We start from the raw sequence: 15505 nt of genomic DNA, 5'->3' as shown, positions 1-15505 counted from the left end.
CGCGAGCGGCGCCGGCACGCCGGGCGGCAGGCCGCCGCACCCGCGCTCGGGCGCCGCGGCGATCGAGTATGATTGCCGGATCATGTCTCGCAAACCTCTTGTCGACCCGCGGCGCCTCCGCGAGGAAATTGCCCAGTCCGCCGCCCGCCTGATCGCGGAGGACGGCCTCGACTATGCCGGCGCAAAACGCAAGGCCGCGCGCCAGTTGCTGGGCGACTCGCGCGTTGCAGGCGAATGGCTGCCGGATAACGACCAGATCGAGGAAGAACTGCGCGAATATCTCGCGCTGTTCCAGAGCGACACGCAGCCGGACGAACTGCGCCGCCTGCGCGAAGTCGCGCTCGACTGGATGCGCCGGCTCGCCGAGTTCCATCCTTATGTGACGGGTGCCGTGCTGAACGGCACCGCGAACGCGCATTCGGATATCCATTTGCAGGCATTCACCGACAACCCGAAGGACGTCGCGATCTACCTGCTGAACCAGAACGTCCAGTACGACGTGTCCGAGACGCGGCATTTCGCGGGCCGCGCCGACGTCGAGACGCTCAGTTTCCTGTGGCGCCCGCGGCGCGACGTGGATGCGATCGGCATCCATCTCGCGCTCTATGCGAGCGACGACCTGCGCGGCGCGGTCAAGGCCGACGCGCGCGGCCGGGTCGCCCGTGCGGATGCCGCCGCGCTGCGCGCGCTCGTCGAAGCAGGCAAGGCCCCTTCCGAACCGGAATGATTTAACGATGATGATGAAACGCATGTTGGCGCTCGCGGTCGTCGCGGCCGCCGCCGTTGCCGGCGGGCTCGCCGCCGGCCATTGGTTCCGCGGCACCGCCGATGACGGGGTCGCCGTCGCCGCGCCCGCCGCACAGGGCAGCCCGGTCGAACAGTTGTGGGCGGCCTCCCTGACGGGTGTCGACGGCAAGCCGGCCACGCTGTCCGCCTTCAAGGGCCAGAAGGTCGTCGTCAATTTCTGGGCGTCATGGTGCGGCCCGTGCGTCGAGGAGATGCCGGAGCTCGTCGCGCTGTCGCACCAATACAAACAGAAGGGCATCCGTTTCATCGGGATCGGCGTCGATTCCGAACAGAACGTGAAGAACTTTCTGCAGAAGGTGAAGGTCGACTATCCCGTCTTCGTCAGCGGCTATGCGGGCGCCGATCTGGCCCGCAATTTCGGGAATACCGCCGGCGCGTTGCCGTTTACGGTCGTCATCGACCAAACCGGCAAGATTCGCGAGACAAAATTGGGACAAATCCAGCCGGCCGAGCTGAAAAAGACGCTCGACGCGCTGTAACCTGTCCGAACGGCAGCCCGGACGTTGTCGGCGATTTGCCCGTCGATCGCCGCAATTTCGCGTGAATTCGCCGATACTTTGCATGCGCGCCGGTAATTCTTGCAGGTCCCGCGCGCTCGGCCGTTCGGCAAAACTAGACAAATTTCTCTAAATAGCGCTAAAGTTCGCGCAATTCCGCAGAAATAGAAGCGACCATGACACGATTGCTGGTGCTGCACGGCCCCAACCTGAACCTTCTCGGCACCCGGGAACCGGAGGTGTACGGCCGCGTCACGCTCGCACAGATCGATCAGGCGCTTGCCGCGCGCGCCCGGGAAGCCGGCGCCGAACTGTCGTCGTTCCAGAGCAACCATGAAGGCGCGCTGGTCGACCGCATCCAGGCCGCGCGGGAGGAACAGACCGATTTCATCCTGATCAATCCGGCCGCGTATACGCACACGAGCGTCGCGATCCGGGACGCGATCGCCGGCGTTGGCATCCCGTTCGTCGAGGTTCACCTGTCGAACGTGCATCGCCGCGAAGCGTTCAGGCACCACTCCTACTTTTCCGACCAGGCCGAAGGCGTGATCTGCGGGCTCGGCTGGAAAGGTTATCTGTACGCGCTCGAGTACGCGCTGGACAAGCTGCAAGGCACGTCGCGCGGCTGAATTCGCGATCTAGATTCAGCGCCGGCCCCTAACCGGCGCTTTCACGTATTGAAAGGGGAATTCCCGATGGATCTTCGTAAGCTGAAAACTCTGATCGACCTCGTTTCCGAATCCGGCATCTCCGAGCTGGAAGTGACGGAAGGCGAAGGCAAGGTGCGCATCGTCAAGAACGCGCCGCCGGTCTACGTACAGCCGACGGCTGGGTATGCCCCGCAAGTCAGCGCGCCCGCTCCGTCGGTCGCGCTGCCGACCGAAGGCGCTGCCGCGCCGGCCGCTGGCGGCGCTGCCGCACCGGCCGCCCCGCAGGGCCACGTCGTGACGTCGCCGATGGTCGGCACGTTCTATCGCGCGCCGTCGCCGGGCGCGGACCCGTTCGTCCAGGTGGGCGACACGGTCAAGGAAGGCCAGACGATCTGCATCATCGAAGCGATGAAGCTGCTCAACGAGATCGAGTCGGACAAGGCCGGCGTGATCAAGGAAATCCTCGTCGAGAACGGCCAGGCCGTCGAATACGGCCAGCCGCTTTTCGTGATCGGCTAAGTCCGCCGCGCGGCCTGCGGGCCGCGCTCCGCCGATGCTCGCCAGGCGCCGTTCGCGCGCCCCTCGAAGAGACGAATACTCGCTATGTTTGAAAAAATCCTCATTGCCAACCGCGGTGAAATCGCGCTGCGCATCCAGCGTGCGTGCCGCGAGCTCGGCGTCAAGACGGTGGTCGTCTACTCGGAAGCCGACAAGGAAGCCAAGTACGTGCGCCTCGCGGACGAAGCCGTCTGTATCGGCCCGGCCCCGTCGAACCTGAGCTACCTGAACATGCCGGCGCTGATCAGCGCCGCGGAAGTCACCGACGCCGAAGCGATCCACCCCGGCTACGGCTTCCTGTCGGAGAACGCCGATTTCGCGGAACGCGTCGAGCAGTCGGGCTTCACGTTCATCGGCCCGCGCCCGGAAACGATCCGCATGATGGGTGACAAGGTCACCGCGAAGCAGACGATGATCAAGACCGGCGTGCCGTGCGTGCCGGGCTCGGAAGGCGCGTTGCCGGACGATCCGAAGGAGATCGTCAAGATTGCGCGCGCGATCGGCTATCCGGTCATCATCAAGGCGGCGGGCGGCGGTGGCGGGCGCGGGATGCGCGTCGTGCACACCGAGGCCGCGCTCGTCAACGCGGTCAACATGACCCGCGAGGAAGCCGGCCGTGCGTTCGGCAACCCGCAGGTGTACATGGAGAAGTTCCTCGAGAACCCGCGCCACATCGAAATCCAGGTGCTGTCCGACGCGTACAAGAACGCGATCTGGCTCGGCGAACGCGATTGCTCGATGCAGCGCCGCCACCAGAAGGTGATCGAGGAAGCGCCGGCGCCCGGCATTCCGCGCCGCCTGATCGACCGCATCGGCGACCGCTGCGCGGACGCCTGCAAGAAGATGGGCTATCTCGGCGCGGGCACGTTCGAATTCCTGTACGAAAACGGCGAGTTCTACTTCATCGAGATGAACACGCGCGTGCAGGTCGAGCATCCGGTTTCGGAGCTGATCACGGGCGTCGACATCGTGCAGGAACAGATCCGCATCGCGGCCGGCGAGAAGCTCACGCTGCGCCAGCGCGACATCCAGTTCCGCGGACATGCGATCGAATGCCGGATCAACGCCGAAGATCCGTTCAAGTTCACGCCGTCGCCGGGCCGGATCACGTCGTGGCATACGCCGGGCGGCCCCGGCGTGCGCGTCGATTCGCACGCCTACAATGGCTATTTCGTGCCGCCGAACTATGATTCGATGATCGGCAAGCTGATCACCTACGGCGCGACGCGCGAGCAGGCGATCAGCCGGATGCGCATCGCGCTGTCCGAAATGGTCGTCGAAGGCATCCAGACCAACATCCCGCTGCACCGCGAGCTGATGATCGATTCGAAGTTCGTCGAAGGCGGCACCAGCATCCACTACCTCGAAAACCGGCTCGCCCAGAAGCAGCAGGTCGCACCGGAAGAAGCGTAAGCATGAGCTATCGCGAACTCGTCGTCGAACTGGCCCGTGAGCACGCGGAGGCACTGTCCGACGCGCTGCTCGAACTCGGCGCGCTGTCGGTGTCCGTGGAAGACGCCGACGCCGACACGCCCGACGAACAGCCGCTCTTCGGCGAGCCGGGCCTCGTGCCCGACCGCACCGCGTGGCAGCACTCGCGCGTGGTCGCGCTGCTCGCGGCCGAGCATGAGCCGGCCGTGCTGCTCGCCGCGGCTGCCAACGAGATCGGCATCGCCGAAACGCCGACGTTCGTCGTCCGCGAAGTCGAGGAACAGGACTGGGTGCGACTCACGCAATCGCAGTTCGAGCCGATCCCGATCGGCGAGCGGATCTGGGTCGTGCCGTCGTGGCACGATGCGCCCGATCCCGATGCGCTCGTCCTCGAACTCGATCCGGGCCTCGCGTTCGGCACCGGCAGCCACCCGACCACGCGCCTGTGCATGGAATGGCTCGAGCAGTCGGTGAAACCCGGCCAATCGGTGCTCGACTACGGTTGCGGCTCGGGCATTCTCGCGATCCTCGCGAAGAAATGCGGGGCGAACCCCGTCATCGGCATCGACATCGATCCGCAAGCCGTCGAATCGGCACGGCAGAACAGCGAACGCAACCGTGCGGAAGTCACGTACGGGCTGCCCGATGCGTGCCCGGACGGCGAATTCGACATCGTCGTCGCGAACATCCTGTCGAATCCGCTGAAGCTGATGGCGTCGATGCTCGCATCGAAGGTCAAGCCGGGCGGGCGCATCGCGCTGTCGGGCGTGCTCGCGCGCCAGGCGGACGAAGTCGCGGCCGTCTACGCGCGCTACGTCGACATCTCGGTCTGGCGTGAACACGAAGGTTGGGTATGCCTCGCCGGAACCCGGCGCGAAAGCCATTAGAATAGCGCTGTCCTTCACTCTGGCCAGCAGGCCGCCCGGCTCGACATGCTTCTTGCGACGCGCTGCCCTCATTGCGAAACCGTCTTCCGGCTGCAGCAGGAACAGCTCTCGCTGCATCAAGGGCTCGTGCGCTGCGGGCATTGCCACGAAGTCTTCAACGCATCCGAGTCGCTCGTTCCCGAGCACGCGCAGCAGCCCGAGCCGGTCCTGACCGAACCGGCTGCCGCGCCGGACGAAGGCAACGCGCACCATCCGGCCCCGCCGGCCCGGCTGTTCACTACCGATGCGCCGGCCGGGGCATCTTCCGACACCGATTACAAGCCGGAAGGCTGGGACATGTGGGCGCCGTGGCTCGACGCCGGCGTCGACCCGTCGCTGCAACACAACGTGCAGACCGTGCGCACCGAGCCGCTGATTCCGCTCGCCCTTCCGTCCACCGACGCCGGCGTCGTTCACTTGTCGGGTGCGCCCGCGCCGTTCGCCCCCTCCCCGGCCGAGCTGGACACTTCCGCTGCCGTCGCGCAACCAGCCGAATCGCTGCAGACGCAAACGCCGCGGGATACCGAACCATCGGCCGCGCCCGTCGAGCGCGACCCGCGTGAGCCACGCTTCGTCGCACACCGTCCGTCGGACGCAGATACCGCTCACGATGCCGCCGAACCCGTTGGCACCGCACACTTCGCCGTGCCGGACGACGAACGCGCGCCGCGCGAACCGCGTTTTGCATTTGCACCGGCACCGGCCATCGCAACAGCCGGATCCGAACCCGACACCGGTACCGGCGCAAAGGCACCGCACGAAGAGAAGCCAGCCGCGGCCGCCAGCGCGCCGGCCGCACCGTTCCCCGCTGCGCTGACCGACGACGATCGTCCTCACTTCGCCGTCACGCGCGAGACGCGCGCCCCGCAGCGGCGCGGAATGCTCGGCGGCTTTTTCGGCGGCCTCGTCGCCGCCGTGCTGGCCGTGCTGCTCGTCGCGCAACTCGCGTGGTGGCAACGCGAAACGCTGATGATCCACTGGCCGGTCACGCAGGGCTGGTTCCGGCAGGCCTGCGCGCCGCTCGGCTGCACGGTCGCGCCGCCGCGCGCGATCGACGGCCTGCGGCTCGACGCGACCGACCTGCGCCAGCTCGACGGCCCGCGCGAGCTCGAGCTGAAGGTACCGCTGACGAACCGCTACCGCGTCGCGCTCGCCTACCCGTCGCTCGAACTGACGCTGCTGGACGACACCAACCACGTGACCGTGCGCCGCGTACTCGCGCCGCGCGACTACGTGCGCCCGGGCACGCCGATCGACGCCGGGTTGCCGCCCGGCACGACGCAGACGATGGTCGTCCGCCTCGAAACGAACGGCACGCCCGCCTCGAATTTCCGCGTCCAGATCTTCTATCCGTGACGCACCGCGGCGCGCGCATGCGCGCCCGTCTCAACCCGCGCGCCCGAGCGGCGCGCTCATTCGGAGCACGAACATGAGCAAAGTTACGCTGGGTGGCAACCCGATCGATCTCGCCGGCACGTTCCCGGCCGTCGGCGCGCAAGGCGCCGATTTCAAGCTGGTCGGCAAGGATCTCGCCGACCTGTCGCTCGCCAGCTTCGCCGGCAAGCGCAAGGTGCTGAACATCGTACCGAGCCTCGACACGCCGACCTGCGCGACGTCGACCCGCAAGTTCAACGAAGCCGCATCGTCGCTCGACAACACGGTTGTCGTCGTCGTGTCGGCCGACCTGCCGTTTGCCGCGACGCGCTTCTGCACGACCGAAGGCCTCGAGAACGTCGTGACGGCTTCGACGTTCCGCACCGGCCGCGCATTCGCGAACGCATACGGCGTCGACGTGACGAGCGGCCCGCTGAACGGCCTGACCGCCCGTGCGGTCGTCGTGCTCGACGCGCAGGACAAGGTGATCCACTCGGAACTCGTCAGCGAAATCAAGGACGAGCCGAACTACGATGCAGCGCTCGCCGCACTGAAGTAAGCTTTCTTCCGCTTTCCCCTGCCGCGCCGCGCCTTTCGCGCGGCGTTGTCGCGCAGGGTCCCTCATTTCTACAGGAACGCACACCTTGGCTACGTTGATTTGCGGCTCGATCGCCTACGACTCCATCATGACCTTCGAAGGGCGGTTCCGCGAGCACATCCTGCCCGACCAGGTGCACCTCATCAACCTGAGCTTCCTGGTGCCGACGATGCGCCGCGAATTCGGCGGCTGCGCGGGCAACATCGCGTACGCGCTGCACCTGCTCGGCGGCGATGCACGCATGATGGGAACGGTGGGCGCGCTCGACGCGCAGCCGTATCTCGACCGGCTCGACCAGCTCGGCCTGCGCCGCGACCACGTTCGCGTGCTGCCCGATACCTATACGGCGCAGGCGATGATCACGACCGATCTCGACAACAACCAGATCGCGGCGTTCCACCCGGGCGCGATGATGCAGTCGCACCTTAACCACGCGGGCGACGCGCCGGACATCAAGCTCGCGATCGTCGGCCCTGACGGCTTCGACGGGATGGTGCAGCACGTGGAAGAGCTCGCCAAGGCCGGTGTGCCGTTCGTGTTCGATCCGGGCCAGGGCCTGCCGCTGTTCGACGGTGCGACGCTGCGCCGCAGCATTGAACTTGCGACCTATGTAGCGGTCAACGACTACGAGGCCAAGCTGGTGAGCGACAAGACGGGATGGTCCGAAGATGAAATCGCCAGCCGGGTCGACGCCCTCGTCATTACGCGTGGCGAGCACGGCGCGACCATCCGCCACAAGCAGGGTGCGGAGCAGATTCCAGTCGTACCGGCCGAGCACGTCGCCGATCCGACCGGCTGCGGCGACGCCTTCCGGGGCGGCCTGCTGTACGGCATCGAGCATGGCCTCGACTGGGCGACCACGGGCCGCCTCGCGAGCCTGATGGGCTCGATCAAGATCGCCCACCAGGGGCCCCAGACTTACGTACTGACGCGCGCCGAGATCGACGCGCGCTTCGAGACTGCATTCGGTTACAGTCTCAAATGAATATTGTGGGAGAGCAAAGATGTTGACGAAAAAGACCCTCACGCTCGCGGCCATGCTGACGGCCTCGCTGACGCTCACCGGTTGCTTCACCGCGCCGGGCTCGGCGGATGTCTATAGCGTCGGCCAGGCGCAGCGCGAACAGACGGTTCGCATGGGCACGGTCGAAAGCGTCCGTGCAGTGCGCATCCAGTCCGACGGCGGCGGCAGTGCGATCGGCACGCTCGGCGGCGGCGCACTCGGTGCGGTGGCAGGCAGCGCGATCGGCGGCGGCAAGGGATCGATCCTGACCGCGATCGCGGGCGGTCTCGTCGGTGCGGTCGCGGGCAACGCGGTCGGCGAAAACCTCAGCACGGCGAACGGTGTCGAAATCACCGTGCGCCTCGACAACGGCGATCTGCGCTCGATCACGCAGGCAGCAAGCGGCGAAGCGTTCCGCGCCGGCGAACGGGTGCGACTGCTGTCGAGCGGCGGCGTCACGCGCGTCACGCACTAACAGGTACCTCAGCTCGCGGCGCAAGCCGCGGTCGAACGCATGTGCGAAGCTGCACATGCGTTTTTTTTTCGTCCGTACTCGCCGCGGCCCGCATACGGGCAGCCGGCACACAGGCTCCCAGGCACATCGACAAACACGGACGAAAAAAATCCCGCCACCTGAGCCAGATGGCGGGACTGATTGAGTAGCGCTACTCAACCCACGGACACCATGTGAGTGTCCGGGTGGTACGGGTCAGCCTCGATTACGGACGGCTGCCGGTCGGGAACGGCCATGCAGCTGCCGGGTTGAGCGCGGTCTTCACGCCCGATGCCGGCGCAACCGATGCGGTCGACGCGGTCGTTGCCGGCGCAGCCTTCTTCACGACGGCCTTCTTCGGAGCTGCAGCCTTCTTGGCCGGAGCAGCAGCCTTCTTCGCCGGAGCAGCGGCCTTCTTCGCAGGAGCAGCGGCAGCCTTCTTCGCAGCAGGCGCAGCCTTCTTCGCGGCAGCCTTCTTCGCAGGCGCAGCCTTCTTGGCAGCAGCCTTCTTAGCAGGCGCGGCCTTCTTCGCAGCAGCCTTCTTCGCCGGTGCGGCCTTCTTCGCAGCAGCCTTCTTCGCCGGTGCGGCCTTCTTCGCAGCAACCTTCTTCACTGCGACTTTCTTGGCTGCAACCTTCTTCGCTGCGGCCTTCTTCGCCGGTGCTGCCTTCTTCGCAGCAACCTTCTTCACCGCGACCTTCTTGGCTGCAACCTTCTTCGCTGCGGCCTTCTTCGCCGGTGCTGCCTTCTTCGCGGCAACCTTCTTCACCGCGACCTTCTTCGCAGCAACCTTCTTCACTGCAGCAGCCTTCTTCGCCGGAGCAGCAGCCTTCTTCGCAACGGTCTTCTTGGCAGCAACTTTCTTAGCAGCCGGTTTCTTCTTGGCGGTAGCCATGTTGTTCTCCTTCAGGTTCAGATGAGAGTCAGTTCAAACTACACCCTTCGTCAAAACCCGCTTCCCGCGGACGCTGTTCAGGACGTGCGCTTCGAAGCGGGCTATTCATCGGCGTACGCGGATACCACGCGCTTACGCTAATGAATACGGTATGGCGCGCGTGACCACCCGGCCTCGCGCGCCAAATCAAGTCGGTAGCCGGCGCACCTCGCGCCGCTACCCCTAATCGCTTGATCAAGCGGACCGCCACACGGCCGTCCGCTTTTTCCGGAGGGAAGTTTGCCCATCCCACTGAAGGGTTCGCAAAGTGCCTGTCGTGTCGTTGGGCCGTTAAGGCACCGGGCATGCTTTGCATCAGGCGTTCTTGCTCCTAAACCTTGGGCCGGGGCCGAGAGGCCGCCGGCTGCTCACATCATGTGACGGGTTCGCTGCTGCGGGTTATTCCCAGGACAGCGCACCGCCCGTCTGATACTCGATCACACGCGTCTCGAAGAAGTTGCGTTCCTTCTTCAGGTCGATCATCTCGCTCATCCACGGGAACGGGTTTTCCTCGTTCGGGTACAGCGGATCGAGGCCGATCTGCTGGCAACGGCGGTTGCTGATGAAGCGCAGGTAGCTCTTGAACATCGACGCGTTCAAACCCAGCACGCCGCGCGGCATCGTGTCTTCGGCGTAGCGGTATTCGAGTTCGACAGCCTGCTTGAACAGCTCGCGGATCTCGGCGCGGAATTCCGCGGTCCAGAGATGCGGGTTCTCGAGCTTGATCTGGTTGATCAGGTCGATGCCGAAATTGCAGTGCATCGACTCGTCGCGCAGGATGTACTGATATTGCTCTGCAGCACCCGTCATCTTGTTCTGGCGGCCGAGCGCGAGGATCTGCGTGAACCCGACATAGAAGAACAGGCCTTCCATGATGCAGGCGAACACGATCAGCGACTTCAGCAGCTTCTGGTCCGCTTCGAGCGTGCCGGTCTTGAAGGCCGGATCCGTCAGCGTGTGGATGAACGGGATCAGGAATTCGTCCTTCGCGCGGATCGACGTGACCTCGTGGTACGCGTTGAAGATCTCGCCTTCGTCGAGACCGAGCGATTCGACAATATATTGGTACGCGTGCGTGTGGATCGCTTCCTCGAACGCCTGGCGCAGCAGGAACTGCCGGCACTCGGGCGCCGTGATGTGGCGGTACGTGCCGAGCACGATGTTGTTCGCCGCGAGCGAATCGGCCGTCACGAAGAAACCGAGGTTGCGCTTCACGATGCGGCGCTCGTCCTCGGTCAGACCGTTCGGGTCCTTCCACAGTGCGATGTCGCGGGACATGTTGATTTCCTGCGGCATCCAGTGGTTCGCGCAACCCGCCAGATACTTTTCCCACGCCCACTTGTACTTGAACGGCACCAGCTGATTCACGTCAGTCTGGCCGTTGATGATGCGCTTGTCGGCGACATTGACCCGCGCTTCCGAACCGCCGGCGGGAACAGCCGATGCTTGCGGCGGCACCGCAAGATCGCCTTCGAAAATGTCACGGACCTGATGGGCGGCAGGCGTTGCAGCCTGCATTCCGACAGCCATCCCGGCGGAGGTGCGCATTGCGTTTTGCTGCGCTCCGCTCGCGGGGGTTACGGCAGTCTTCTCGTCATCCCAGTTGAGCATAAATTCTCACCATCAATTTAGAACGGTTTGTACCATCTTTTCCTGAGCGATAAAAGGGTTCGCTCACGAAAAATCCTTTTTTCGATTCGCGTTGCGACCTCGATACAACACTTTGAGCAACGCATCGTCATTCATGCAGCGCGCGATGTGAGTCGCGCGTGTATCGCGAGGTGCGCTCGACGCATCGAACGCTGATCGAAACACGACGTCGTCGGGGATGTTTCGATCGCTTGTCACTGCCTGCAACGCAGGTGCCGCGTTACAGATTCCTTATCATTTTTTTAGTTGAGAGCGGCGCACACTTCAACCTCGATCGGTCGTCGTGTGCGCCGCCCTTGCCTGCTTCTCAGGTCAGGCGCACTGCGTTACTGGCACGCTTCGCATTCGTCGAAGCCAGGATCGCCCGGACGCATCGTGCACACCGGACCATCCGCCTCGACCGGCGCGAGCGCCGGCGCTGCGTTGACCGCGCCCGACGACGCATCGCCGCCCGCCGCACCAAAGCCGCCCGCTGCGCCTTGCGCGCCGCCGCTGCTCGAGCCGCCGCTCGTCGGCACTGCGTTCAGTGCGCCGTGCGCGACCGTCGATTTCTCGACGTGCGTCGCCGCCATCGTGCGGAGGTAGTAGGTCGTCTTCAGGCCGCGCAACCATGCGAGCTTGTAGACCTCGTCGAGCTTCTTGCCCGACGCGCCGCCCATGTAGATGTTCAGCGACTGCGCCTGGTCGATCCACTTCTGGCGACGCGATGCCGCTTCGACCAGCCACGTCGGGTCGACTTCGAACGCGGTCGCGTAGATCGCGCGCAGGTCGGCCGGGATGCGGTCGATGCGCGACAGCATGCCGTCGAAGTACTTCAGGTCGGCGACCATCACTTCGTCCCACAGGCCGCGTTCCTTCAGGTCGCGGACGAGGTACTCGTTGACCACCGTGAATTCGCCCGACAGGTTCGACTTCACGTACAGGTTCTGGAAGGTCGGCTCGATACAGGCCGACACGCCGATGATGTTCGAGATCGTCGCCGTCGGCGCGATCGCGACGCAGTTCGAGTTGCGCATGCCGTGTGCGGCGATCCGCGAACGCAGCGACGTCCAGTCGAGCGACTCCGACGTGTCGACCTCGACGTAGCCGCCGCGCGCTTCCGTCAGCAGCTTCAGCGTGTCCTGCGGGAGGATGCCGCGATCCCACAGCGAGCCGCGGTAGCTCGAGTAGCGGCCGCGCTCTTCGGCCAGCTCGGTCGACGCGTAGTACGCGTAGTAGCAGACCGCTTCCATCGAACGATCGGCGAACTCGACCGCCGCTTCCGACGCGTACGGCGTGCGCAGCAGGTGCAGGCAGTCCTGGAAGCCCATGATGCCCATGCCGACCGGACGGTGCTTCAGGTTCGAGTTACGCGCCTTCGGCACCGCGTAGTAGTTGATGTCGATCACGTTGTCGAGCATGCGCATCGCGACGCTGATCGTGCGCTTCAGCTTCTCGTGGTCGAGCGCGTAGCTGCCGTCGGCCTGCTTCACCAGGTGGGCGACGAGGTTCACCGAGCCGAGGTTGCACACCGCGATTTCGGTGTCGCTCGTGTTCAGCGTGATTTCCGTGCACAGGTTCGACGAGTGGACGACGCCGACGTGCTGCTGCGGCGAGCGCACGTTGCACGGATCCTTGAACGTGATCCACGGGTGGCCCGTCTCGAACAGCATGCCGAGCATCTTGCGCCAGAGTTGCTGCGCCGGGATCTTCTTGAACAGCTTGATCTCGCCGCGCGCGACCTTCTCTTCGTAAGCCGTGTAAGCCTTCTCGAAATCGGCGCCGAACTTGTCGTGCAGGTCCGGGCAGGTCGACGGCGAGAACAGCGTCCAGTCGGCGCCTTCCATCACGCGCTTCATGAACAGGTCGGGAATCCAGTTCGCCGTGTTCATGTCGTGCGTACGGCGGCGGTCGTCGCCGGTGTTCTTGCGCAGCTCGAGGAATTCCTCGATGTCGAGGTGCCACGATTCGAGGTACGCGCAGACCGCGCCCTTGCGCTTGCCGCCCTGGTTCACCGCGACGGCCGTGTCGTTCACGACCTTCAGGAACGGGACCACGCCTTGCGACTTGCCGTTCGTGCCCTTGATATGCGAGCCGAGCGCACGCACGCGCGTCCAGTCGTTGCCGAGGCCGCCGGCGAACTTCGACAGCAGTGCGTTTTCCTTCAGCGCTTCATAGATGCCGTCGAGATCGTCCGCGACCGTCGTCAGGTAGCACGACGACAGCTGCGAGCGGTGCGTACCCGAGTTGAACAGCGTCGGCGTCGAGCTCATGAAGTCGAAGCTCGACAGCACGTTGTAGAACTCGATCGCGCGCGTCTCGCGGTCGATCTCGTTCAGCGACAGGCCCATCGCGACGCGCATGAAGAATGCCTGCGGCATTTCGATGCGGGTGCCGTCGACGTGCAGGAAGTAGCGGTCGTACAGCGTCTGCAGGCCGAGGTAGCCGAACTGCAGGTCGCGGTTCGCGTCGAGCGCTTCGCCGAGGCGCTTCAGGTCGAACTGCAGCAGCTTGTCGTCGAGCAGGCCGGCGTCGACGCCGCGCTTCAGGAACTGCGGGAAGTATTCCGCGTAACGGGCCGGCATCTCGGCCTGGACGACTTCCTCGCCGAGGATCTCGCGACGGATCGTGTGCAGCAGGATGCGGGCCGTGACCTGGCTGTATGCCGGGTCCTTCTCGATCATCGTGCGCGCTGCGAGGATCGCCGAGTCGTAGACCTGGCTCATCGGCACGCCGTCGTACAGGTTCTTCACCGTTTCGGCGACGATCGGGTCAGGGTTAACCGCAGCGCCGAGGCCGTCGCATGCCGACACGATCAGCGCGCGCAGCGCGTTCAGGTCGAGCGGACGCGTGACGCCGTTGTCGACGACGTTGATGCCGGTGCTCGACTCGCCGCCCGCTGCCGCCGCTTCCTCGCCCGCATGCTGGCGCTCGAGGTGACGCTTCTCGCGATACAGCACGTACGCACGCGCGACGTTGTGCTCGCCGCCGCGCATCAGCGCGAGTTCGACCTGGTCCTGGATGTCTTCGATATGGAACGTACCGCCGTTCGGGCGGCTGCGCACGAGCGCGCGCACGACGTTGTGCGTCAGCTGTTCGACCTGCTCGCGCACGCGCGCCGATGCCGCGCCCTGCCCGCCATTGACGGCCAGGAAAGCCTTGGTCACCGCGATCGCGATCTTCGAAGGTTCGAACGATACGACGCTGCCGTTGCGGCGGATCACCTTGTAGTCGGCGAACGTGGCCTGCGGCGCGAGCGCCTTCGCGCCCTGTTCGGTCCCGCCGAGCGGACGGCTCGAGGCGCTCTCGTACTGGGACGTCGCGTTGTCGGTGGTTTGCATGTGCAAAGCTCCTGGTGTTGGATGGTGCGGAGAGAACCGCGGATTAAAACGAACGCTGCGCAATGCGGTGCGCGAGCGGTAAGAGGCGAGCGATGCGCCGGGGAAGCCGGTTCGGTCGATGCGCGACAACCGAGCCGGTCGTGTGCTTCGTCATGTATACCCTGCCCCGTCGAAGTTCGCTGCGCTGATCGCGACGCCCGGACCGCCCGGCCTGACGCGCCGCCCTGAGAACCCTGTCCGCCGGCGTTGGCCGCCGGCCGGTGCCGCTCGGGTTTCCCCTGCGACACACACTATATCTAGTGCAGAACTGCTCAACTGGCACCAAGTATAGTGGACATTCGGAGGACGTCCAAACGGATAATTTACGATGGAGGTCTTGACATCGCTCACGCGCAGACACGACAAGGCATTGGTCGGAGAAAAAACTTTCTCCGGTCAAAAAACCCCGCGATCAGTGCTGACGGAAAGGAAAGTATTCGGCGGAAAACCCGGCATCGCTCGCGAAGCGTTGCCAATCGAAATGCGGGCCCGGGTCGGTCTTGCGGCCCGGCGCGACGTCCGAGTGCCCCGCGAATGCGTCGACCGGGTAGCGTGCGGCGAGCGCGCGGGAGAGTGCGGCGAGCGTCGCGTACTGCGCGTCGTCGAACGGCACGTCGTCCGCGCCCTCGAGCTCGATGCCGATCGAGAAGTCGTTGCAGCGCGGCCGGCCGAAGAATTCGGACGAGCCCGCGTGCCACGCGCGCTCGTCGCACGACACGAACTGCACGAGTTCGCCGCTGCGGCGGATCAGGAAGTGCGCGGACACGCGCACGCCGCGCAGGTGGCTCTGGTAATAGGGGTGCGCATCGCAGTCGAGGCGATTCAGGAACAGCGCCTCGATCGCGTCGCCGCCGAACTCGCCGGGCGGCAAGCTGATGTTGTGGACGACGACGAGCGTCGGCACCGCGCCCGCGGGCCGCACCTCGTAATTCGGCGACGGCGCGTGGCGCGCTTCACGCACCCAGCCGTGTGCGTCGACCGACAGTCGTGCTGCGTCGTTCATCGGGCGTCGTGGCCGCTCGCGCGTGCGCCGTGGCGCTGCGCGTGCTCGGTGCTGCAGAAGTATTCGCCGCCCGCGACGACGGCATCGCCCTTCGGCGCATGCACGCCGCATTCGGCGCAACGCACCATCGGCTCGGGCAGCGAGCGAGCGGCGTCGCCGTTCGGCCGCGCAGCTCCGGGGCCACCAGCGCCGGGCGCGCCGTCGTAACCGGCGCCGCGGCCG

16 protein-coding genes are annotated in these 15505 nt (G+C 65.4%); 10 read left to right on the top strand and 6 right to left on the bottom strand.

The annotated features are described in order from the left end of the window. The first annotated feature begins 82 nt into the window (after positions 1-82). From DPV74_RS31210 to DPV74_RS31165, 10 genes are all read left to right on the top strand, one after another. The gene (locus DPV74_RS31210; RefSeq protein WP_027788425.1) at positions 83-727 is read left to right on the top strand and encodes a hypothetical protein; all 645 of its coding nucleotides are present in this window, start codon (positions 83-85) and stop codon (positions 725-727) included. 7 nt (positions 728-734) lie between these two features. Then, positions 735-1286, top strand: a complete 552-nt coding sequence (locus tag DPV74_RS31205; protein ID WP_021161888.1) for a TlpA disulfide reductase family protein — start codon at positions 735-737, stop codon at positions 1284-1286. 194 nt (positions 1287-1480) lie between these two features. Continuing rightward, positions 1481-1933, top strand: a complete 453-nt coding sequence (aroQ, locus tag DPV74_RS31200) for a type II 3-dehydroquinate dehydratase (protein ID WP_011350880.1) — start codon at positions 1481-1483, stop codon at positions 1931-1933. 66 nt (positions 1934-1999) lie between these two features. Further along, positions 2000-2473, top strand: a complete 474-nt coding sequence (gene accB, locus DPV74_RS31195) for an acetyl-CoA carboxylase biotin carboxyl carrier protein (RefSeq protein WP_021161889.1) — start codon at positions 2000-2002, stop codon at positions 2471-2473. 84 nt (positions 2474-2557) lie between these two features. Further along, on the top strand, positions 2558-3925 hold the full coding sequence (gene accC / locus DPV74_RS31190) for an acetyl-CoA carboxylase biotin carboxylase subunit (RefSeq protein ID WP_021161890.1): 1368 nt from the start codon (positions 2558-2560) through the stop codon (positions 3923-3925). 2 nt (positions 3926-3927) lie between these two features. Further along, the gene (prmA, locus tag DPV74_RS31185) at positions 3928-4830 is read left to right on the top strand and encodes a 50S ribosomal protein L11 methyltransferase (protein WP_021161891.1); all 903 of its coding nucleotides are present in this window, start codon (positions 3928-3930) and stop codon (positions 4828-4830) included. Between the two features lie 45 nt (positions 4831-4875). Then, positions 4876-6225 carry a zinc-ribbon and DUF3426 domain-containing protein gene (locus DPV74_RS31180; protein WP_119338582.1) on the top strand — a complete coding sequence of 450 codons (1350 nt, stop codon included), beginning with the start codon at positions 4876-4878 and terminating at the stop codon, positions 6223-6225. Between the two features lie 73 nt (positions 6226-6298). After that, positions 6299-6802 carry a thiol peroxidase gene (gene tpx / locus DPV74_RS31175; RefSeq protein ID WP_027788427.1) on the top strand — a complete coding sequence of 168 codons (504 nt, stop codon included), beginning with the start codon at positions 6299-6301 and terminating at the stop codon, positions 6800-6802. Between the two features lie 85 nt (positions 6803-6887). Next, complete coding sequence (locus tag DPV74_RS31170; RefSeq protein WP_059697874.1) at positions 6888-7826, top strand: carbohydrate kinase family protein; 939 nt, start codon at positions 6888-6890, stop codon at positions 7824-7826. 19 nt (positions 7827-7845) lie between these two features. Then, positions 7846-8319 carry a glycine zipper 2TM domain-containing protein gene (locus tag DPV74_RS31165; RefSeq protein WP_021161893.1) on the top strand — a complete coding sequence of 158 codons (474 nt, stop codon included), beginning with the start codon at positions 7846-7848 and terminating at the stop codon, positions 8317-8319. 244 nt (positions 8320-8563) lie between these two features. Here DPV74_RS31165 and DPV74_RS31160 read toward each other — a convergent pair whose 3' ends face one another. From DPV74_RS31160 to DPV74_RS31135, 6 genes are all read right to left on the bottom strand, one after another. Continuing rightward, positions 8564-9232: a histone H1-like DNA-binding protein gene (locus tag DPV74_RS31160; protein ID WP_021161894.1), complete on the bottom strand. Its 669-nt coding sequence runs from the start codon at positions 9230-9232 to the stop codon at positions 8564-8566. Positions 9233-9260: 28 nt separating this feature from the next. Further along, positions 9261-9587: a hypothetical protein gene (locus DPV74_RS31155; protein WP_080982133.1), complete on the bottom strand. Its 327-nt coding sequence runs from the start codon at positions 9585-9587 to the stop codon at positions 9261-9263. 83 nt (positions 9588-9670) lie between these two features. After that, positions 9671-10882 carry a ribonucleotide-diphosphate reductase subunit beta gene (locus tag DPV74_RS31150; protein WP_014898151.1) on the bottom strand — a complete coding sequence of 404 codons (1212 nt, stop codon included), beginning with the start codon at positions 10880-10882 and terminating at the stop codon, positions 9671-9673. A gap of 365 nt (positions 10883-11247) precedes the next feature. After that, positions 11248-14241, bottom strand: a complete 2994-nt coding sequence (locus tag DPV74_RS31145; RefSeq protein WP_027788430.1) for a ribonucleoside-diphosphate reductase subunit alpha — start codon at positions 14239-14241, stop codon at positions 11248-11250. Positions 14242-14692: 451 nt separating this feature from the next. Then, positions 14693-15283, bottom strand: coding sequence for a 1,6-anhydro-N-acetylmuramyl-L-alanine amidase AmpD (ampD, locus tag DPV74_RS31140; RefSeq protein WP_021161899.1), 591 nt, complete (start codon positions 15281-15283; stop codon positions 14693-14695). Then, positions 15280-15505: PP0621 family protein (locus DPV74_RS31135; RefSeq protein ID WP_119338580.1), on the bottom strand; the 226-nt coding region annotated here is incomplete at its 5' end. The genes ampD and DPV74_RS31135, both read right to left, overlap by 4 nt.

It is taken from the genome of Burkholderia sp. HAN2018, from assembly GCF_024704855.1.
Classification (GTDB): domain Bacteria; phylum Pseudomonadota; class Gammaproteobacteria; order Burkholderiales; family Burkholderiaceae; genus Burkholderia; species Burkholderia cepacia.
This window is presented reverse-complemented; position numbering and strand designations above follow the sequence as displayed.